This window comes from Amycolatopsis sp. NPDC024027 (genome assembly GCF_040638975.1).
Taxonomy (GTDB): domain Bacteria; phylum Actinomycetota; class Actinomycetes; order Mycobacteriales; family Pseudonocardiaceae; genus Amycolatopsis.
Genome location: NZ_JBEZYY010000001.1, coordinates 640,956 through 660,235, shown reverse-complemented (window position 1 = coordinate 660,235; position 19,280 = coordinate 640,956). Strand labels below are relative to the sequence as shown.

The 19,280-nt window shown below is 71.5% G+C and carries 20 protein-coding genes; 11 read left to right on the top strand and 9 right to left on the bottom strand.

Features of this window, described 5'->3' with window-relative positions; translation table 11 throughout:
- Window positions 1-40: 40 nt before the first annotated feature.
- On the bottom strand, window positions 41-952 hold the full coding sequence (locus AB0F52_RS03205) for a trypsin-like peptidase domain-containing protein (RefSeq protein ID WP_360163995.1): 912 nt from the start codon (window positions 950-952) through the stop codon (window positions 41-43).
- 205 nt (window positions 953-1,157) lie between these two features.
- On the opposite strand from AB0F52_RS03205, the gene AB0F52_RS03200 reads away from it, so the two are divergent.
- The gene (locus AB0F52_RS03200) at window positions 1,158-3,323 is read left to right on the top strand and encodes a glycoside hydrolase family 15 protein (protein ID WP_360163993.1); all 2,166 of its coding nucleotides are present in this window, start codon (window positions 1,158-1,160) and stop codon (window positions 3,321-3,323) included.
- A 51-nt stretch (window positions 3,324-3,374) separates the two neighbouring features.
- On the opposite strand, the gene AB0F52_RS03195 is transcribed toward AB0F52_RS03200, so the two are convergent.
- The gene (locus AB0F52_RS03195) at window positions 3,375-3,953 is read right to left on the bottom strand and encodes a peptide deformylase (protein ID WP_360163991.1); all 579 of its coding nucleotides are present in this window, start codon (window positions 3,951-3,953) and stop codon (window positions 3,375-3,377) included.
- A 155-nt stretch (window positions 3,954-4,108) separates the two neighbouring features.
- Between AB0F52_RS03195 and AB0F52_RS03190 the strand changes: the two genes are divergently transcribed.
- On the top strand, window positions 4,109-4,417 hold the full coding sequence (locus AB0F52_RS03190) for a DUF3263 domain-containing protein (RefSeq protein WP_013230291.1): 309 nt from the start codon (window positions 4,109-4,111) through the stop codon (window positions 4,415-4,417).
- Entirely contained in the window at window positions 4,414-5,052 is a 639-nt protein-coding gene (locus tag AB0F52_RS03185) for a LytR C-terminal domain-containing protein (protein ID WP_360163988.1), read from the top strand. The genes AB0F52_RS03190 and AB0F52_RS03185 overlap by 4 nt, the downstream gene beginning before the upstream one ends.
- Before the next feature lie 39 nt (window positions 5,053-5,091).
- Here the strand turns inward: AB0F52_RS03185 and AB0F52_RS03180 are convergent, their stop codons facing one another.
- From AB0F52_RS03180 to AB0F52_RS03170, 3 genes are all read right to left on the bottom strand, one after another.
- Window positions 5,092-7,356 carry an AAA family ATPase gene (locus AB0F52_RS03180; protein ID WP_360163986.1) on the bottom strand — a complete coding sequence of 755 codons (2,265 nt, stop codon included), beginning with the start codon at window positions 7,354-7,356 and terminating at the stop codon, window positions 5,092-5,094.
- Between the two features lie 201 nt (window positions 7,357-7,557).
- The gene (pssA, locus tag AB0F52_RS03175) at window positions 7,558-8,514 is read right to left on the bottom strand and encodes a CDP-diacylglycerol--serine O-phosphatidyltransferase (RefSeq protein ID WP_360163984.1); all 957 of its coding nucleotides are present in this window, start codon (window positions 8,512-8,514) and stop codon (window positions 7,558-7,560) included.
- Between the two features lie 3 nt (window positions 8,515-8,517).
- Entirely contained in the window at window positions 8,518-9,243 is a 726-nt protein-coding gene (locus AB0F52_RS03170) for a phosphatidylserine decarboxylase (protein ID WP_360163982.1), read from the bottom strand.
- Window positions 9,244-9,491: 248 nt separating this feature from the next.
- On the opposite strand from AB0F52_RS03170, the gene AB0F52_RS03165 reads away from it, so the two are divergent.
- Window positions 9,492-9,731, top strand: a complete 240-nt coding sequence (locus AB0F52_RS03165) for a hypothetical protein (RefSeq protein WP_360163980.1) — start codon at window positions 9,492-9,494, stop codon at window positions 9,729-9,731.
- Between the two features lie 40 nt (window positions 9,732-9,771).
- On the opposite strand, the gene AB0F52_RS03160 is transcribed toward AB0F52_RS03165, so the two are convergent.
- Window positions 9,772-10,056: a GlsB/YeaQ/YmgE family stress response membrane protein gene (locus AB0F52_RS03160; protein ID WP_360163978.1), complete on the bottom strand. Its 285-nt coding sequence runs from the start codon at window positions 10,054-10,056 to the stop codon at window positions 9,772-9,774.
- A 72-nt stretch (window positions 10,057-10,128) separates the two neighbouring features.
- Here AB0F52_RS03160 and AB0F52_RS03155 point away from each other — a divergent pair, with 72 nt between their 5' ends.
- Window positions 10,129-10,689, top strand: a complete 561-nt coding sequence (locus AB0F52_RS03155) for a helix-turn-helix domain-containing protein (protein ID WP_360163976.1) — start codon at window positions 10,129-10,131, stop codon at window positions 10,687-10,689.
- Complete coding sequence (locus AB0F52_RS03150; protein WP_360163974.1) at window positions 10,686-11,939, top strand: MFS transporter; 1,254 nt, start codon at window positions 10,686-10,688, stop codon at window positions 11,937-11,939. The genes AB0F52_RS03155 and AB0F52_RS03150 overlap by 4 nt, the downstream gene beginning before the upstream one ends.
- On the opposite strand, the gene glp is transcribed toward AB0F52_RS03150, so the two are convergent.
- Window positions 11,893-13,086 carry a gephyrin-like molybdotransferase Glp gene (glp, locus tag AB0F52_RS03145; protein WP_360163972.1) on the bottom strand — a complete coding sequence of 398 codons (1,194 nt, stop codon included), beginning with the start codon at window positions 13,084-13,086 and terminating at the stop codon, window positions 11,893-11,895. The genes AB0F52_RS03150 and glp overlap by 47 nt on opposite strands.
- 74 nt (window positions 13,087-13,160) lie before the next feature.
- On the opposite strand from glp, the gene AB0F52_RS03140 reads away from it, so the two are divergent.
- From AB0F52_RS03140 to groL, 5 genes are all read left to right on the top strand, one after another.
- A complete protein-coding gene (locus tag AB0F52_RS03140) occupies window positions 13,161-13,838 on the top strand; it encodes a TIGR00266 family protein (RefSeq protein WP_360163970.1) in 678 nt (225 codons plus the stop codon).
- Entirely contained in the window at window positions 13,838-14,461 is a 624-nt protein-coding gene (locus tag AB0F52_RS03135) for an AIM24 family protein (protein WP_360163968.1), read from the top strand. Before AB0F52_RS03140 ends, AB0F52_RS03135 begins: the two co-directional genes overlap by 1 nt.
- 111 nt (window positions 14,462-14,572) lie before the next feature.
- Complete coding sequence (locus AB0F52_RS03130; RefSeq protein WP_003085446.1) at window positions 14,573-14,779, top strand: cold-shock protein; 207 nt, start codon at window positions 14,573-14,575, stop codon at window positions 14,777-14,779.
- A gap of 64 nt (window positions 14,780-14,843) precedes the next feature.
- Window positions 14,844-16,334: a serine/threonine-protein kinase gene (locus AB0F52_RS03125; RefSeq protein WP_360163966.1), complete on the top strand. Its 1,491-nt coding sequence runs from the start codon at window positions 14,844-14,846 to the stop codon at window positions 16,332-16,334.
- A 309-nt stretch (window positions 16,335-16,643) separates the two neighbouring features.
- Entirely contained in the window at window positions 16,644-18,272 is a 1,629-nt protein-coding gene (gene groL / locus AB0F52_RS03120; RefSeq protein ID WP_020641728.1) for a chaperonin GroEL, read from the top strand.
- A gap of 45 nt (window positions 18,273-18,317) precedes the next feature.
- Here the strand turns inward: groL and AB0F52_RS03115 are convergent, their stop codons facing one another.
- A complete protein-coding gene (locus AB0F52_RS03115) occupies window positions 18,318-18,638 on the bottom strand; it encodes a hypothetical protein (RefSeq protein WP_360163963.1) in 321 nt (106 codons plus the stop codon).
- Between the two features lie 172 nt (window positions 18,639-18,810).
- Window positions 18,811-19,026 carry a PspC domain-containing protein gene (locus tag AB0F52_RS03110; RefSeq protein WP_360163961.1) on the bottom strand — a complete coding sequence of 72 codons (216 nt, stop codon included), beginning with the start codon at window positions 19,024-19,026 and terminating at the stop codon, window positions 18,811-18,813.
- Between the last annotated feature and the right edge of the window lie 254 nt (window positions 19,027-19,280).

Here is a 19,280-nt window from a genome sequence, read left to right as displayed (position 1 = left end):
ACCATGCCACGCCGAAGCGCGATACTCAAGTCTCCTCACCTCACCCGACCAACTCGGCCGGGGTCGCGTAGACGTCGACCATGGCGCCGTTGCGCAGCACGGTGATCGGCAGCGCGGTGCCGATCACTTCCGCGAACAGCTGCCGCTGGATGCCTTGGGCGTCCGAGACGCGGGTGCGCCCGACGGTCAGCACGAGGTCGCCGGCGCGCAGGCCCGCCCGCTCGGCCGGGCCGCCGGACACGACTTCGCGCACCCGCAGCCCGGCGCGCTGCCCGGTGCGCTCGGCGATGTCTTCCGGCAGCGGCGCGGGCACGCCGACCACGCCGAGGTACGCGCGCCGCACCCGGCCTTCGACGACGAGTGTGTCGATGATCCGCCGCGTGGTGGTGTTGATCGGCACCGCGAGCCCGAGCCCGACCCCGGCGACCGCGGTGTTGATGCCGACGACCCGGCCGGCCGAGTCGGCGAGCGCGCCGCCGGAGTTGCCGGGGTTGAGGGCGGCGTCGGTCTGGATGACGTCCTCGATCACGCGGGTGGTGCGCCCCTGCCGGACCGGTAGCGCCCGGCCGAGCGCGCTGACGACCCCGGCGGTGACGGTCCCCGAGAAGCCGAGCGGGTTCCCGACCGCGACGACGAGCTGCCCGACGACGAGCCGGTCGGCGTCGCCGAGCTCGGCGGCCGCCGGCGTGGCGCCCCGCGCCCGCAGCACGGCGAGATCGGACAGCGGATCGGCGCCGACGACGTCGAAGGGCACTTCGCTGCCGTCGGCGAAGGTGGCGACCCCGCGCCGGTGGTCGCTGACGACGTGGGCGTTGGTGAGCAGGTGGCCGTCCTCGGCGAAGACGACGGCCGAGCCGCTGCCGCGCGCCAGCTGCACCCCGGCGACGTGCGGGGTGACGGTCTTGGCGACCGTGCTGACCGCGCGCGAGTAGGCGTCCATCGCGTCGTCCATGGAGATCCCTCGATTACAGCGTTGCAGTTACTACAATCTTGCGCCCGGTTCGGCGGGAAGTCCGTTCGCTGCTGGTGAACCGGCCCGGTGGACCAGTGACGGTCAGTGGTTCACCGGATCAGCCCATGCATCGGGCAGAAATCGGCGGCAGACTGCCAGGCGCCTTTCTGTAACGGTGCAGAGGCGACTTTTCTGTGGGGTTGATATGCGCAAACTCATCTTCGGCGCCCTCGCCGGGCTGCTGGTCACCGGCCTGATCCCGGCGACCGCGGCGGCGCAGGGGGAGGCTCCCGGTGCCCCCGGGACCCATCCCAGCTGGCTACCCGCGAACAAGACCGGTTTCGGGACCGCGCACGACCGGTCCAGCAACGTCTGGTTCACCCTCCAGGGCGGGCAGCTGTCCGAGGTCTACTACCCGGACCTGTCGACGCCCAGCGTCCGCTCGATGGACTTCGTCGTCACGGACGGCCGCAGCTTCGCCGTCACCGACTACTCGGCGAAGTCGCAGCAGGTCCGGCGGACCGACGACGACAGCCTGACGTACGAGCAGACCAGCACCGACGACCAGCACCGCTGGCGCCTCCGCAAGACCTACGTCACCGACCCGGCCGCCACGACCGTGCTGGTGGACGTCGACTTCCAGTCGCTCACCGGGCGGCCATACCAGCTCTACGCGGTCGCCGACCCGGACCTCACCAACGACGGCTCCGACGACTCGGCCGCCCGCGCACGTGACGCCGTCACGGCGCAGGACGCCACGAACGCCGCCGCGCTCACCGCGCAGCCCGCGTTCACCACGACCAGCGTCGGCTACGCGGGTGCCTCCGACGGGAACACCCAGCTCGCCAAGACCTTCAAGCTCGACCGGTACGACACCGCGGCCAAGGGCAACGTCGTGCTGACCGGCCGGACGAACGCCGACGGCGTCCGCGACCGGCACGTCACCGTGGCCCTCGGCATGGGCGCGAAGGCCGCCGACGCGCTCAAGAGCGCGCAGGCGTCGCAGCGGCGCGGCTTCCGCGACATCGCGCGCGCCTACGACCGCGGCTGGCAGCAGTACCTGCGCGGGGTCGCCAAGCCGCCGTCGTCGCTGAAGACCGGTGCCGAGCGCGACCTCTACAAGGCGTCGATGCTGACGCTCGCCGCCAGCGAGGACAAGCACCACCCCGGTGCCTTCATCGCGTCGCCGAGCATGCCGTGGCGGTTCGGGAACAACGACCCGGAGTGGTCGCCGTCGGGCACCTACCACCTGGTCTGGCCGCGTGACCTCTACCAGATCGCGACCGGCCTGGCCGCCGGCGGCGACACGGCCGCCGCGAACCGCGCGGTGTCCTACATGTTCGGCACGCAGCAGCAGGCCGACGGGCACCTGCCGCAGAACAGCCGGGTGGACGGCGTCCCGTACTGGACGTCGATCCAGCTCGACGAGAGCGCGTTCCCGATCGTGCTCGCCCAGCAGCTCGGGCGGAACGACCTGTGGCCCGGCGTCCGCAAGGCCGCCGACTTCATCCTCGGGTACCGGGGTCCGAACGGGCAGGCGTCGCCGTACACCCAGCAGGAGCGCTGGGAGGAGCAGGACGGCTGGTCCCCGTCGACCATCGCCTCGGTGATCGCCGGGCTCGTCTGCGCCGCGGACATCGCTTCGCACAACGGCGCGGCCGCCGACGCCGCCCGCTACCTCGCCGCGGCCGACAAGATGAAGGCCGACCTGCCCAAGCAGACGATCACCACGAACGGCCCGCTGTCGAAGGACCCGTACTTCGTCCGGCTCACCAAGGACGCCGACGCCAACGCCGGGACGACGTACAACCTCGGCAACTCGAGCGTGACGATGGACCAGCGCGCGGTCACCGACGCGGGCTTCCTCGACCTGGTCCGGCTCGGCGTCTACCGGGCCGACGACCCGGTGATCCGCAACAGCGTGCGCGTCACCGACAAGGACATCGCCTTCACCACGCCGACCGGCCAGTTCTGGCACCGGTACACGAAGGACGGCTACGGCGAGCAGGCCGACGGCTCGCCGTGGGACTACACGTTCCCGGCGGAGAGCCGCACGACGTTCGGCCGGTTGTGGCCGCTGCTCGCCGGGGAGCGGGGGGAGTACGAGCTGACGCTCGGCGACAGCGCCTCGGCCGCGCGGCGGCTGCGTGACCTCGGCCGGGTGAGCAGCTCGGCGGAGACCATGCCGGAGCAGGTGTGGGACGAGAACCCGCCGTCGGGCCGGCCCGGGTTCCCGACCGGCACGCCGAACACCTCGGCGACCCCGCTGGCCTGGACGCACGCCCAGTACGTCCGGCTCGCCTGGGACGTCAAGGCGGGCTCGGTGCTGGAGACGCCCCGAGTGGTCCGCTGCCACTTCCTCGGCTGCTGACGCTCGTGAACCGGCGAAGGGCCCCTCGGTTTCGAGGGGCCCTTCGTGGTCTCAGATGACGGCGCCGTCGTCCTCGGGGGTCCGAGGCGGCAGCCAGGAGTTGCCCGGCACGCCCCACTTGTTGGACTTCAGCATCTTCTTCGCGGCGCGCGCGTGCCGTCCGACCAGGCGGTCGAGGTAGATGTACCCGTCCAGGTGATCGGTCTCGTGCTGCAGGCAGCGCGCGAAGTAGCCGGTGCCCTCGACCTCGATCGGGTTGCCCTCGACGTCGGAGCCGGTCACCTTCGCCCACTTCGCCCGACCCGTCGGGTACGACTCGCCGGGCGCCGAGAGGCAGCCCTCCCAGTCGTCGTCCGGGTCCGGCATGGTCTCCGGGATCTCCGACGTCTCCAGCTTCGGGTTGACCACGACGCCCTTGTGCCGCACGCCTTCGTCGTCCGGGCAGTCGTAGACGAACACCCGCAGATCGAGGCCGATCTGGTTGGCCGCGAGGCCGACACCCTCGGCGGCGTACATCGTCTCGAACATGTCGTCCACGAGCGTGCGCAGCTTCTCGTCGAACTCGGTGATCTCCCGAGTCGGCTGGTGCAGCACGGGTTCGCCGGCGATAACGATGGGGTGGATGGTCACGGCGAGCCAGTTTAGTCGGACCCCTCTGGTAGACCTGCATCAGACCGTGACGCGCCGACGCCGATGCCCACGTCGGCGGCCGCTTCCGTGGTTGAATGGCGCCCGCGGAAGAGCTAGGTCTGATTCGCCATGACGCCCGATTGAGAGGGACTCGGATGGACGCCGCGGAGTCGATGGCTGAGCCGCAGCCGTCGCCGCCGAAGCCCGTGCCCGGCCTGACCGAACGCGAGGTCGAGATCCTCGCCTTCGAGCGCCAATGGTGGCGGCACGCCGGGGCGAAGGAGAACGCCATCCGCGAACGCTTCGACTTGTCTGCGACGCGCTACTACCAGCTGCTCAACAAGCTGCTGGAGAAGCCGGAGGCGATCGAAGCGGACCCGATGCTGGTGAAGCGGCTGCGCAAGACCCGCGCCGCCCGCCAGCGCAAGCGAGGCGCCCGGCGACTGGGGATCGAGCTGCAATGAGTGTGTTTTCGGGAATGTCCCGGCCGATGAAGGCCGCGGGTGTCGCGTTGATCGGCGTGGCGATCATCGCCGCCGTCATCGGCGGGATCACCGCGCTGGGCGGGGGCGACGGGTCGAACGAAGCCGGGCCGAGCGGCACGTCGACGCAGCCGGGCACGTCCGGCGGGCCGTCGTCGGCGCCGCCGTCCACCTCGTCTTCGTCTTCGGCGACACCGCCGTCGGGCTCGACGAGCTCTTCGTCGCCGCCGTCGCCGAGCTCGCCGCCACCCGGCCAGGCGACGTCGTCCGCCCCCGGTGGCCCTGGTCAGCCGGGTGGTGACCAGCAGGCGTCCAACAAGTGGGTGACCGTCCGGGTGTTCAACAACTCGACGATCAAGGGCCTGGCGGACCGGGCGGCGGAGGACTTCCGCGGCGGGGGCTGGAACGTCAACGAGGTCAGCAACTACTCCCAGGGCATCATCCCGACGACGACGGCGTTCTACCGCCCGGGCACCGACGAGGAAGCCGCGGCCAAGCAGCTCGCCCAGGAGTTCGGCATCAAGGCCGAGCCGCGCTTCGAGGGCATCCAGAGCGCGAGCCCCGGGGTGATCGTCATCGTGACGAAGGAATACCAGTCGGGCCACAAGGGCAGCTGAGTTCCGCCAAGAGGCGGCCGTCACCGACGGCCGCCTCTTTCATTCCCCGGCCTGCGTCTTCGCGTACGCTTCGAGCGTGGCCAGCTGGGCCGGGTCGAGGCTCGGCCGGACCGTCTTCCGGGCTGCCTCCAGGTGCGCCGCGGTGACCTCGCGGGCCTCCAGCGACTCGCGCATCGCCGTCAACGCCGCTTCGCGGATCAGCGCCGCGCAGTCGGCCGCCGAGTAACCGTCCAGAGTGGACGCCACCGCGGCGAGGTCGACGTCGTCGGCCAGCGGGGTGTTCTTCGAGCTGGCCGTGAGGATCGCCGTGCGGGCCTCGGCGTCCGGCGGCGGCACGTAGACGCGGCGCTCGAGCCGCCCGGGCCGCAGCAGCGCCGGGTCGACGAGCTCCGGCCGGTTCGTCGCGCCCAGCACGACGACCTCGCGCATCGGCTCGACGCCGTCGAGCTCGGTGAGCAGGGCGGCGACCACCCGGTCGGCGACACCCGAGTCGGACGACTGGCCGCGGCGCGGGGCCAGCGCGTCGATCTCGTCCAGGAAGATCAGCGCGGGCGCGGCCTCCGCGGCCCGGCGGAACAGCTCGCGCACCGCGCGTTCGGACTCGCCGACCCACTTGTCCATCAGCTCGGCGCCCTTGACCGCGAAGACGTTCAGCGCGCCGGTGCCGGCCAGCGCCCGCACGAGGAACGTCTTGCCGCCGCCGGGCGGCCCGTAGAGCAGCACCCCGCGCGGCGGCTCGACGCCGAGCCGGGCGAACGAGTCCGGGTACCGCAGCGGCCAGAGCACGGCCTCGGTGAGCGACTGCTTGACGTCGACCATGTTGCCGACGTCGTCCAGGGTCAGCCCGCCGGTGGCCAGGTTGTCCGAAGTGGACATCGAGACCGGCCGGACGGTGGCCAGCGCGTCGAGCAGGTCCTGCTGCGAGATGCGCGGCTCGTCGGTGTCGCGCTGGCGCAGCGCCGCCCGCAGCGCGGCGTCCCGGCGCAGCGCGATCAGGTCGGCGGCGACGAAGCCGGGCGTCCGCTCGGCGAGGACGCCGCAGTCGATGCCGGTGTCGAGCGGGACGTCGCGGAGCAGGACGTTCAGCAGCTCACGGCGGGTTTTGGCGTCCGGGAGGGCGAGGCCGAGCTCGCGGTCCAGCAGGTCGGCGGCGCGCAGCCGCGGGTCGGCCGATTCCGCGCGGGCTGTCGTCGCGACGACGGCGAAACGCTCGCGCCGCAAGGCTGTCCGCAGTTCTTCCAGCACGACGGTGGCGACCGGCGGTGGAGTCGTCGCGGGCAGCAGCGCGTCGACGTCGGTGAGCAGGAGGACCGAGGGGCCTTCGGCGGCGCGGACGGCCTCGCGCAGGCGTGCCACGGCGACGTTCGGGTCCAGCACGGCGAGGTTCGGGGCGGCCAGCGGGACCACGCGGATGTCGGCTTCGCTCGCGACCGACCGCACGAGCGTCGCTTTGCCGACGCCTTCGGGGCCGGACAGCAGGACGCCCAGGTGGGCGGGCGCGCCCAGCCGGGCCAGCAGCTCGGGCCGCTGGAAGGCCAGGTCGAACCACTCGGCGAGCTTGCGCGCGGCGGCTTCGGCACCGATCAGGTCGGCCAGCGGGACGACGGGCTCTTCTTCTACGGCGGCCTCGTCCTCGACGACCTCGGCGTCGATCCACTCTTCGGCCGCGGTGACGGCGGAGGTGCGGACCAGCGCGGTCGCCGTCCGGGGCGCGGCCGGTTCGGCGGTGCCCGGCCGGGCACCGTCCCGCCAGGTGACCACTGTGGACGGTCCAACCGCGACGGGACCGCCCGGCTCGGTCGCGGTCACGGTGAGCAGCTCGTTCGTCCAGGTCGCGCCGATCGCCCGCGACAGCTGGCCGCGCAGGCCGGCCGGGTCCGACCCCGGCGACGGCGCGAGGTCCTGCGGCAGCAGCGAAACGGCGTCCCCGACGGTGAGCACCTTGCCGATCAGCGCGAGCCGCAGCATGTGCGGGCTGACCGAGACGCTGGCCAGCCGCGACCCGGCGACGGTCACCGTCTTCGCCGCGGCGACGTCGGCCGGCGCGACGACGATCTCCGAGCCCTCGGTGACGCCCAGGTTCGACATGGTGACGTCGTCGGTGAGGACGATCCCGGGCACGTCGGCCTCGTCGGTGGGCGCGGCGAGGGCGGCGCTGACCCGGGCGCCGGTGAGGTGCACGGCGTCCCAGGCCCGCAGGCCGAGCGCGTCGAGGACTTCGGGATGCAGCCGGACGACGCCGCGGCGGGTGTCCAGCGCGGACGGCGTGTGCCGGACGGTCAGCGTGATCTGCGGGTGGCTCACGCCGTTCACCCTAGCGAGCCGTCGCCCCACGAGGAGGTGAGAACCCGTGTCGTCTCTTCAATCACGCGTGTCGACCTCCCGATCACGGCCGCTCGGGTGATCGGAGCCGGAACTCGCGTGATTGGGAGGGCATCTCGCGTGATTGGGAGGGCATCTCGCGTGATTGAAGGGGCATCTCGCGTGATTGGAGGGTCGACACGGCTACTTGCGGCGGAGGCCGATCTGGCGCCAGGAGCGGCGGCGCTGGCCGTTGCCGTTTTCCGAGGTGACGCGGGGGGTGCGGACCGTCTCGCCGGTGCGGGGGAGGCGGACCGCGCGCATTGCCGCGCCGGCGACCCGGCGGCGCAGCGGGCGGCGCAGGCCGAGGCGGCGGGGGGACCGGGCGCGGCGGATCGCGCGGCGCTCGCTCGGCGGGACCGTCCAGGCCTCCGGGTGCGCCGCCAGCCAGCGGTGCCGGTGGATCGAGTACGGGATGTGCGCCAGGTACAGCACCATCGCCGCGAGCAGCGCGACCAGCGGGAACTGGATGATCGCCGCCGCCAGGAGGGCGACGCCGAGCAGGAGCGGCGCGATCGCCTTCGGGGGTGCCTTGACCGTCTTCAGCGACAGCGTCGGGATGCGGCTGATCAGCAGGGCCGCGATGGCGACCGTCCACGCCCAGACGACGTACTGCGACGACCACCAGCCCTCGCCCCACTGCAGGTACGCCACCAGCGGCAGCATCCCCAGCAGGCCGCCCGCGGGCGCCGGGACGCCGACGAAGAACTCGCTCGCGTACGGCGGCTGCTCGGTGTCGTCGAGCAGCGTGTTGAAGCGCGCCAGCCGCAGGATCATGCAGACGGCGAAGATCAGCGACGCCACCCAGCCGATCCGGTCCGCGCCGGTCTGCCACACGTAGATCACCAGCGCCGGGGCGACGCCGAACGAGATGCCGTCGGACAGCGAGTCCAGCTCCGCGCCCATCTTCGACGTCGCGTCGAGCAGGCGGGCGATCCGGCCGTCGAGGCTGTCGAGCACCGCCGCGATGCCGATCGAGGCGATCGCCATCGCGTAGTTCTTGGTCAGCGCGAACTGCACGGCCGACAGGCCCGCGCACAGCGCCAGCACGGTGATGGCGTTCGGCAGCAGCCGGACGCCCGGGGTGGTCACGCGGACCATCGATCAGCCTTTCGCAGGCGCGGCAGGGAGTTCGGCGATGACCGTCTCGCCGCCGACCGTGCGCTGGCCCTTGCTGACCAGCACCGTCGAGCCCGGCGGGAGGTACAGGTCGACCCGCGAGCCGAACCGGATGATGCCGTACGTCGAAGCGGCGCCGACCTTGTCGCCCTCGTGGATCTCGCAGAGGATGCGGCGCGCGACCAGGCCGGCGATCTGCACGACGACGAGCTCGTGGCCGTCTTCGGTGCGCATGAGCACGGAGTTGCGTTCGTTGTCGTCGCTCGCCTTGTCCAGGTCCGCGGACAGGAACTTGCCGGGCCGGTAGGCGACCCGCTCGATCACGCCGTTCGCCGGCACGCGCTGGACGTGCACGTCGAACACCGAGAGGAACACCGACACGCGCATCCGCGGCTCGGCGGGCAGGCCGAGCTCGGCGGGCGGGACGGCTTCCTCGATCAGCGACACGAGCCCGTCGGCCGAGGCGAGCGCGACGCCGTCACGCGGCGGCGGGACCCGCTTCGGCTCGCGGAAGAACGCGGCCACGGCCACCGTCGTCAGCGCGCCCAGGACGCCGAGGCGCTTGGAGAACCGGCGCGCGACCAGTGTGGCGGCGACGCCGCCCGCCACGAACGGGCGACCGGCGGGGTGCATCGGCGGCAGCGTCTCGCGGGCGAGCTGGAGGGCGTGGGCGACGGGGTTGCCGGCGGAATCCGGCCGGGTGCCGCTCATGGTCGGGTCCCCTGATTTCGTGTCGGAAGAACGGATGGGCGCCGGGGTCCGGCAACCGCGTACGGGCGCCCCCACGCTACCGCTGCCCCAGGTGAGCGTGTCCGCGCGCCCCTGCCGGACTCCTCCGGGAGGGGGTCACCGCGGCGGGTGGGAATGATCGCTTCATCGTAACGGAAGGTCGATTTCGCCGATAACGCTAAGTAGTTGCCGCCGTTCGGGGCGCTGCCCCGCTTGACCTGTGAGGACCGATGAGCGACCGCCGCGATCCCGCCGAAGCCCGGCTTCGCGAGCTCTTGGGTGCGTGGCGCCAGGAGATCGACGAGGTGCCCGTGCCTTCGCTCGTCGACCCGGTGCACGCGGCCGCGGTCGTCATCGAGGCGAGGAAGGCGAGGAGGGCGAAAAAGGCGAAGGAAGGAGGCCGGGTGCATCCGCCCCCCGACGGCGCACGCACCCGGCCGCCCGGAGATGCGCGTGAGGAAGCAGTCTAGGGGCCGACGGCCCCGTTGATCACCATTCGTCCGGCAAAAGTTACCAACGGTCACTCGGACGCCGGGCCAGGCCGCTTGCGAGCCGCAGGATCGCCAGCAGTACGACCGCCCCCAGGATGGCCACGCCGAAGCTGGGGAAGTCGAAGTCGAAGGTCTTCGCCTGGCCCGTCGCGAGTCGGTAGACCAGCCCGCCCAGCGCCGCGCCGACGACCCCGACGAGCACGCTGACCAGGCAACCTTGCCGGCGCCGTTCCCGCCCGCCGACGACCAGGTTCGCGGCCCAGCCGACGATCGCGCCGAAGAACACCCATGCGACGAAACCCATGGCGGGAGCTTACGTGAGCAGACGTACAAGCGCCATTGCGCAAGAGCTCTTGTACAACTAGTCTTGTGCGTCATGAGCGAGGACATCCGGGAAATCCGGGATTCGAAGGTGCTGGCCGCCATGTCCCACCAGCTGCGGCGCCGGCTCCTGGAACTGCTCCACCTCGACGGCCCGGCGACGGCGTCGATGCTGGCCGCGAAGACCGATCAGGCGGTGGGCAACGTCAGCCACCACATGAAGGTCCTGGCCGCCGCGAAGCTGGTCGAGGTGGCTCCGGAACTGGCCCGTGACCAGCGGGAACGCTGGTGGCGGCGCAGCGCGAGGACACTGCGGTGGGTCGCGGCCGACTTCCCCGGCGACCCGGTCGCCGAAGCCGCCGAGGTCCTCGTGCTCGACCACCAGACGGCGGTCGCCCGCGACTGGATCGCGAACCGCGAGACCTACCCCGAGGAATGGCGCGGTGCGCCGTTCAGCATCGACACGTGGGTCCGGCTGTCCAAGGACGAGCTCGACGAGCTGAACGAGCGGATCTTCCTCCTGATCAGCGAGTTCGAGAACCGCACCGAACCCGGTGACGGCGTCGAGCGGCGCCCGGTCTTCTTCGCCGCCCGAGCGTCGCTGGGCAAGCCGTGAAGGGGCTCTGGGGGAACAGGGACTTCCGGCTGCTCTGGACCGGCGAGACCACCAGCATGCTCGGCAGCATGGTCGCGAGCACGGCGTTGCCGCTGGTCGCGGTGGTCACGCTGCAGGCGAGCACCTTCCAGGTCGCCCTGCTGACGGCGGCGGCCTGGCTGCCGTGGCTGGTGATCGGCCTGCCGGCCGGTGCCTGGGTCGATCGGCTGCCGAAGCGGCCGGTGATGCTGGTCTGCAACGTGGTCTCGATGGCGATCTTCGGCAGCGTGCCGCTCGCGGCGGCCTTCGGGACGCTGACCATGCCGTACCTGCTGGGCGCCGCCCTGCTCGGCGGGGTCGCGAAGGTGTTCTTCACCCTCGCCTACCGCGCTTACCTCCCGGTTCTCGTCGGCGACGGCGAACTGCTCGAAGGCAACGCGAAACTGCAGGGCAGCGAGTCCGCGACCCAGGTCGCCGGGCCCGGCCTGGCCGGGCTGCTGGCCCAGGCGTTCGGCCCGGTCAGCGGCATCCTGGCCGACGCGGTCAGCTTCGGCGTCTCGGTCCTGTGCGTCCGGGCGATCCGGGCGCGCGAAGTCCTCGTCCCGGCCGAACGCTCGCCGCTGCGCAGCCAGATCGCCGAGGGACTCCGGTTCGTCGTGCGCGACCGGTACCTGCGGTCGCTGATGACCTTCGGCGCCGTCTCGAACCTCGCGCTCACCGGCTACAGCGCCATCCAGATCGTGTTCCTGTCCCGGACGCTCGGCGCCGCGCCCGGGCTCGTCGGCGTGGCCCTGGCGCTGGGCGCGTCCGGCGGGGTGCTCGGCGCGGCCGTGGCCGGCCGGCTCGCCGCGCGCTTCGGTGCCGTGCGCGCGTGGCTGCTGTGCGAGGCCTTCGCGGCACCGATGCTGCTGCTCGGGCCGCTGAGCGAACCCGGCTGGGGCCTGGTGCCGTTCGTGCTCGCGCTGTTCGGCGTGTGCGCCGGCGTGGTCGCCGGCAACGTCCTGGTCACCACGTTCCGGCAGCAGTACTGCCCGCCCGAGCTGATCAGCCGGGTCAACTCCAGCATGTCGATCGTCAACTACGGGTCGATCCCGCTGGCCGGTGTCCTCGGCGGCGTGCTGGGCGAGGCGATCGGTCTCCGCGAGACGCTTTGGGTGGCCGCGGGAGTCTCGATCCTCGCGTTGCCGCTGCTCGCGCCCTACCGGAAGCTGCGGGACTTCCCGGTCAGAGCAGCAGGACGTCCACCTCTTCCCCAACCGCTGCCGACGTGACGTCTTCCGGTAGCACGATCAGGCAGTTGGCCTGCGTGAACGCGGCCAGCAGGTGCGAGCCGGGGCCGCCGCGCGGTCCGACGACCCCGGTGACCTCCCGGTCGGACGGCGTGAACACGCCCCGGCGGTACTGGCGGCGCCCGGCCGGCGAGCTCATCGCCTCGGTCAGCCGGGCGCGCACCCGCCGCCGCGAGACGTCGGTGTGGCCCAGCGCCGCCAGGATCGCCGGGCGCAGGAACGCCTCGAACGACACCAGCACGCTGACCGGATTGCCGGGCAGCGCCACCACGGGCACGCCGTGCCAGCGCCCGCTGCCCTGCGGGCCGCCGGGCTGCATCGCGATCTTCGCGAACTCGACGCCCTGGCCGGTCAGTGCGTCCTTCACCACTTCGTACGCGCCCGCGCTGACGCCACCGGAGGTGACCAGCAGGTCGGCTCCGGCCAGCTTCGGCTCGATGACCTTCCGGAACTCCTCGACGTCGTCGACGACGCTGCGGACGACCTCGACCTCGCAGCCGAGGTCGCGGATCGCCGCGGCGAGCATCACGCTGTTGGACTCGTAGATCTGGCCGTGGCGCAGCGGGGCGGGCGCGTCGATCAGTTCGGTGCCGGTCGAGGCCACCAGCACCCGCAGCGGCCGGTGCACCCGCACCTCGGCGAGGCCGACCGCGGCCGCGAGGCCCAGCTGGGAGTGGCCCAGCACGGTTCCCGCGTGCAGGGCGACGTCGCCGGCGACGACGTCCTCGCCGATGTGCCGGATGTGCGCGCCTTCGCGGGCGGCGGCCGAGAACGTCACCGTTTCGGTGCCGCCGTCGGAGTCCTCGACCATCACGACGGCGTCCGCGCCGGGCGGCAGCGGCGCGCCGGTCATGATCCGGTGCGCGGTGCCGGGTTCCAGGGGCCGGACGTCGACCCGGCCCGCCGGGATGTCGTCGGCGACCGGCAGGGTCACCGGAGCCGTTTCGACATCGGCGGCGCGGACCGCGTAGCCGTCCATCGCGGAGTTGTCGAAGGGCGGCAGCGAGACGCCGGCGCGCACGTCCTCGGCCAGGACGAGCCCGGCCGCGGCGGCGAGGGGCAGGGTGGTCGCGGAGGCCGTGCCGAGGAGCGCGGCAACGCGGTCGCGGTAGTCGTCGACGGAGATCACCGGACCATCCTCCACCCCAGGAGGGGGCGTGCAAGACTCTGCGTCGTTCGAGAGCGCGCCACAGGGGAGCACGTATGCAGGTCGGAGTCCGTCAACAGCCTTCGTTCGCCGTCGCCCGGCTGATGCTGGCGCCCGGCGAGCCGTGCCAGGTCGAGTCCGGCGCGATGATGGCCACCAGCTACGGCGTGCAGGTGCAGTCGCAGGCGCAGGGCGGGATCATGAAGGGCCTCGGCCGCGCGTTCCTCTCCGGCGAGTCCTTCTTCATCTCCACCTTCACCGCCCCGCCGAACGGCGGCTGGGTCGACGTCGCCGCCAACCTGCCCGGCGACATCCAGGTGATCACCCTCGACGGCCGCACCGGCTGGGCCGTCACCCGCGGCTGCTGGCTCGCCTCGTCGCACGGCGTGCAGACCGAGACCAAGTGGGGCGGGATGAAGAACCTGATGGGCGGCGAGGGCGGTTTTCTGACGCATGCCACCGGACAGGGCCAGCTGCTCGTCAGCTGCTACGGCGCGGTCGAGACGATCACGCTGCAGCAGGGCGAGATGGTGACCGTCGACACCGGGCACGTCGTCGCGTACGCCGACACTGTGCAGTACCAGATCCGGAAGGTCGCGCAGGGCATCATCCAGTCGATGAAGAGCGGCGAAGGCCTGGTGTTCGACTTCGCCGGTCCCGGCCAGATCATGACGCAGACGCGCAACCCGTCCGCGCTGGTCGGCTGGATCGTCTCCCACGTCCCGTCACGCTGATGCGCGTCCAGACCCGCCACACGCCCGCGTTCGGCGTCGCCCGCGTTCTGCTCGAACCGGGCGAGGCCGTGCGGGCCGCGCCGGAAACCTTGCTCGCCAGCCGGTTCGGGGTCGCCGAGACGCCGGCGGGCCGCGGTGGCGTCCGCGCGGGCAAGAGCACGACGGTCCTGTACACCGCGCCGTCCGACGGCGGCTGGATCGACTTCGCACCGCTGCGCCCCGGCGACGTCTACCCGCTCGACGTCAGCGGTGGCACGGGCTGGTCGGTCCACCGCGAAGCGGTGCTGGTGCGACCTTCGTCGGTTCGTCACGACACCGGGTGGGTGCCGCTGCAGCAGCTTTTCGGCGCCGATTCGGGATTCCTCGAGCACTACAGCGGGACCGGGCCGCTCGTGCTGGCCGCGCCCGGCCCGGTGGACGCGTTCGAGCTCGGCCAGGGCGAGCTGGTCACGGTCCGGCCCGACTACCTGCTGGCCTACCCGGACTCCGTCCAGTGCCGGTTGCGGGCCCTCGATCCGGGCGGCTCGCAGTCGCTGCGCACCGGCGAAGGGCTCGCGATCGACTTCGCGGGTCCCGGGACGGTGCTCGTGCATGCGCGGAACCGGCGCCTTTCGGGTTCGTGATCTTCGGACGAATTGCCCATTGCCGAGGGGAATAATTCCGGTAGCGTGATTGGCACTCCGCCGCTGGCATCCGCTCGGGCCAGCGGATCCTTTGTGCTGAGGGAGGGCGCCGTGGCTGTCGGCACCGTCAAATGGTTCAACTCGGAAAAGGGCTACGGGTTCATCGAATCCACGGAGGGGCCGGACGTGTTCGTCCACTATTCGGCCATCCAGTCCGAAGGATTCCGCACTTTGGACGAAGGCGACCGGGTCGAGTTCGAGGTGCAGTCGGGCCGCGATGGTCGTAGCCAGGCAGCCGACGTGCGCAAGGTTTCGTAGCCGCCCTGTCAGGTGATCGGCGAACCCCCGGCAGGCGCCGAACCAGGGGCGTTAGGCTGCGGGCGTGACAGGCGATGTGTCGGGGGACCTCACCGGTCGCCGGCTGGGCAACTACCGCATCGACGGGGTGCTCGGCAAGGGCGGCATGAGTGTGACCTACAAGGCCACGGATGTGCGGCTCGGCCGCAAGGTGGCGCTGAAGGTCATCGGTGACCACCTCGGGGCCGACGCCGAGTTCCGCGAGCGGTTCGTCGACGAGGCGCGCAACACCTCGGCGATCGACCACGCCAACGTCGTGCCGCTGTACGACTTCGGCGAGCTCGACGGCATGCTCTACATCGCCATGCGGATGGTCGACGGCGGCGATCTCGCCGGCCTGATCTCCGGCGGCCCGATCGCCCCTTCGCGCACCCTGACGATGCTCGACCAGGTCGCGGACGCCCTCGACACGCTGCACAACCGTGGTCTGGTCCACCTCGACGTCAAGCCGGCGAACGTGCTCGTGACGAAGAAGGAGACCTCGCGCGAGCACGTGTACGTCGCCGACTTCGGGCTGACCCGGCGCGGCGCGACCGGGCACCGGACGCGCGGTGGCGACTTCCTCGGCTCACCCACTTACGCGGCCCCCGAACACCTGCGCGGGGAGCCGCTGGACGGGCGCACCGACCAGTACGCGCTGACGTGCGTCCTCTACGCCTGCCTCACCGGCCGCCCGCCGTTCAAGGGCGACGTCCCGACGGTGATCAAGGGGCACCTCAACGGCGAGCCGCCCGCGATCTCCCGTGCCGTCGCGCTGCCGCCGGCGATCGACGAGGTGATCCGGCGCGGCATGGCCAAGAACCCGGCCGACCGCTACTCCAGCTGCGTCGAGATGGTCGCGGCCGCGCGCCGCGCGCTCGGCCCGCTGGCGACGTCGGACACCCCGCCGGGCCCGCCGGGCTCCCATTCGGGCGGAATCCCCGCGCCGCAGCGTCCTGGTCAGGTACAACAGGGGCCGCACCAGAACAGCGCACCGCAGGGAGAGGGGGCCCCCGTGCACCCGTACGGAGGACAGCAGCAGCCCGGCTTCGGCCAGGGGCCCGGGCCGCAGGGTCCGCACGGGCCGCAGGGCCAGCCGCCGCAGGGGCCGCCGCCCGGGTACGGCTACCCCCAGCAGCAGGGCCCGCCGCCCGGGATGCCGCCGCAGGGCCCGCCCCCCGGTTACGGCTACCCTCAGCAGCCGGGCATGCACCCGCAGGGCCCGCCGCCCGGCTACGGCCCGCCCGGCGACCCGATGCGGCTGCGGCCGCCCCTGCCCGCCGGCGGCGCGGGTGCGTTCCACCAGCCGAAGAGCAGCGGCGGCAAGAAGTGGATCTTCCTCGTGCTCGGCCTCGTCGTGGTGGCCGGCCTGGTGGTGGGCGCCATCTTCCTCTTCGGTGACGGCGGCAGCGGTGGCGGCGGCGGCCAGACGACGGCCCCGGAGATCCCGGTCGGCCCGGGCGGCTCCCAGAGCAACGCGCCTTCGTCGTCGCTCAACGCGCCCCCGACGTCGATCACCATCAAGCCGAGCAGCTGATCGGGCCGGACGCAGTGAATGACTCATTCCTGACGCCAGACGCCAGGAATGAGTCATTCACTGCGTCGGGGCCTCACGAGATCGTGCGGCGCTGAGCAGGTCTTCTTGCACTCTCCCCGTGAGAGTGCTAAACACGAACCTGGCACTCGACGCCGTCGAGTGCCAAAGGTCGGGACGGTGAGGCTGACCCCCACCCGGGTCCAGTCGTCCGTCGCGGGCACCGAGCCTGGCCGAGGAAAGAGTCCTGCTGCCGCCGCTGCATGAGATACAGCGCGGCGGTGGCGCCCAATACCGGAGGACCACACCGCAATGGCCAAACTGATCGCGTTCGACGAGGACGCCCGCCGCGGTCTCGAGCGTGGCTTGAACATCCTCGCCGAAGCCGTCAAGGTGACCCTCGGCCCGCGGGGCCGGAACGTCGTGCTCGAAAAGAAGTGGGGCGCGCCGACCATCACCAACGACGGCGTCTCCATCGCCAAGGAGATCGAGCTCGAAGACCCGTGGGAGAAGATCGGGGCCGAGCTCGTCAAGGAAGTTGCGAAGAAGACTGACGACGTCGCGGGTGACGGCACCACCACCGCCACCGTGCTCGCCCAGGCCCTGGTCAAGGAAGGCCTGCGCAACGTCGCGGCCGGCGCCGACCCCATCAGCCTGAAGCGCGGCATCGAGGCGGCCGTCGAGGCCATCACCGAGCAGCTGCACAAGATGGCCGTCCAGATCGAGACCAAGGAGCAGATCGCTGCTACCGCCTCGATCTCGGCCGCTGACCGCACCATCGGTGAGCTGATCGCCGAGGCGCTGGACAAGGTCGGCAAGGAAGGCGTCGTCACCGTCGAGGAGAGCAACACCTTCGGTCTCGAGCTCGAGCTCACCGAGGGCATGCGCTTCGACAAGGGCTACATCTCCGGTTACTTCGTGACCGACCCGGAGCGTCAGGAAGCCGAGCTCGAGGACCCGTACATCCTCCTCTTCGGCTCCAAGATCTCCACCGTCAAGGACGTGCTGCCGCTGCTGGAGAAGGTCATCCAGTCCGGCAAGCCGCTGCTGATCATCGCCGAGGACGTCGAGGGCGAGGCCCTGGCCACCCTGATCGTCAACAAGATGCGCGGCACCTTCAAGTCCGTCGCCGTCAAGGCCCCGGGCTTCGGTGACCGCCGCAAGGCGATCCTGCAGGACATCGCGATCCTGACCGGTGGCCAGGTCATCTCCGAGGACGTCGGCCTCAAGCTGGAGAACGCGGACCTGTCCCTGCTGGGCAAGGCCCGCAAGGCCGTCATCACCAAGGACGAGACGACCATCGTCGAGGGTGCGGGCGACGCCGACCAGATCCAGGGTCGCGTCAACCAGATCCGCGCCGAGATCGAGAACTCGGACTCGGACTACGACCGCGAGAAGCTGCAGGAGCGGCTCGCGAAGCTGGCCGGCGGCGTGGCCGTCATCAAGGCCGGCGCCGCGACCGAGGTCGAGCTCAAGGAGCGCAAGCACCGCATCGAGGACGCGGTGCGCAACGCGAAGGCCGCCGTGGAAGAGGGCATCGTCGCCGGTGGTGGCGTGGCCCTGATCCAGGCCGCCGAAGCCGCGTTCGCGGGCCTGAAGCTCGAGGGCGACGAGGCCACTGGTGCCAACATCGTCAAGGTGGCCGTCGAGGCCCCGCTCAAGCAGATCGCGATCAACGCCGGCCTCGAGGGTGGCGTCGTGGTGGAGAAGGTCAAGGGCCTGCCGCAGGGTCACGGCCTCAACGCCGCCACGGGTGTCTACGAGGACCTGCTCGCCGCCGGCGTGCCGGACCCGACGAAGGTCACCCGCTCCGCGCTGCAGAACGCCGCATCCATCGCGGCGCTGTTCCTGACCACCGAGGCCGTCGTGGCGGACAAGCCGGAGAAGGCTTCGGCCGCTCCCGCCGACCCGTCCGGTGGCATGGGTGGCATGGACTTCTGATCCACGCAGGGAAAGCCCGGTCCGCTTCGGCGGGCCGGGCTTTTCTTATGGCTTCGTGAAGAACCAGACGGCGTAAGCGCCGACGATCACGACGCCGAGGGCGAGCACGCCGAGGCCCCCGAGCCACGCGGTGCTCTTCTGGTCCGCTTCCAGCCCGACGACGATCGCGCCGATCCCGGTGAGCATCACCCAGATCGCCAGCCCCGCGGCGGTGTAGAGCACGACCTTGGCGGCCTTGACGCCGTCGGTGTCGCCGGAGGCCAGCACGGTGTAGGCGGCGAAAGCGGTCAACCCCAGCCCGGCGAGCAGGTACAACCCGCCCAAGATCCCGACGACGACCTTGGGTGCGGTCTTTCCGTGATCCACGAGCGCGAACCCTAACCCCTCGAACGGGATTCGCGTCGTGGTTTTGGGCCACTCGGCCCAACGGCCACGGCCGAACGGCCCGGACGTCCCCTGGCGTCCGGGCCGTTCGGTTCATGCACCCCCGGGTCTTCGGCGGGCGCCGGCTCCCCCTGCGAGCCCGCGCCCGCCCGGTTCAGGAGTTCTCTTCGGGCGTCAGAATGGCGGCGGCGATGTAGATCGGGATGGCGATCCCGACCGAGAGGAACACGGCGGCGACCATGCCGATGCGCAGGACGCTGGCGTCGATGCCGAGGTAGGTGGCCCAGCCGCCGCAGACACCGGTGAGCATCTTGTCGCTCCGGCTGCGGCGGAGCTGCTTGGTTTCGGGGGTGTACACGCTGTTCGTCATGGCTCAATGGTGTCTCCCGGGACCGGCCGCCCACATCCGGAACGGCCCGGACTCCGACCCTGAACTTGCCCTCGGGGATCCCCGGTGTCGTCGAGCTTCCGCGCCGGGTTGTCCCCATGCTGGCCGAGTCCGGCTACGGGTTCGAACGTCGCGAATGACTCATTCGGGACCTCAGAGGTGCCCAAAGAGTGATTAGCGACACCGGTGTCAGCCCCAACCCCCCCCGGCCACCAGCAAAGCACCACCAGGCAACC